Origin of the sequence: Rahnella rivi (assembly GCF_019049655.1) — a bacterium.
GTDB classification, from domain to species: domain Bacteria; phylum Pseudomonadota; class Gammaproteobacteria; order Enterobacterales; family Enterobacteriaceae; genus Rahnella; species Rahnella rivi.
Map to the genome: position 1 here is coordinate 1 of NZ_JAFMOX010000008.1, position 261 is coordinate 261.

General features: G+C 51.3%; 1 rRNA gene. It reads right to left on the reverse strand.

What is annotated here, in order from left to right:
* Positions 1 to 261 (reverse strand): 23S ribosomal RNA (locus J1779_RS00035); the annotation flags it as partial.

The following is a 261-nucleotide window of genomic DNA, read 5'->3' on the forward strand; positions in this document are numbered from 1 at the left end:
GCTAGCTTATGCCATTGCACTAACCTCACGATGTCCGACCGTGATTAGCTAACCTTCGTGCTCCTCCGTTACTCTTTAGGAGGAGACCGCCCCAGTCAAACTACCCACCAGACACTGTCCTCACCCCAGATTATGGGGCCGAGTTAGAACATCAAACATTAAAGGGTGGTATTTCAAGGTTGGCTCCACGCAGACTGGCGTCCACGCTTCAAAGCCTCCCACCTATCCTACACATCAAGGCTCAATGTTCAGTGTCAAGCT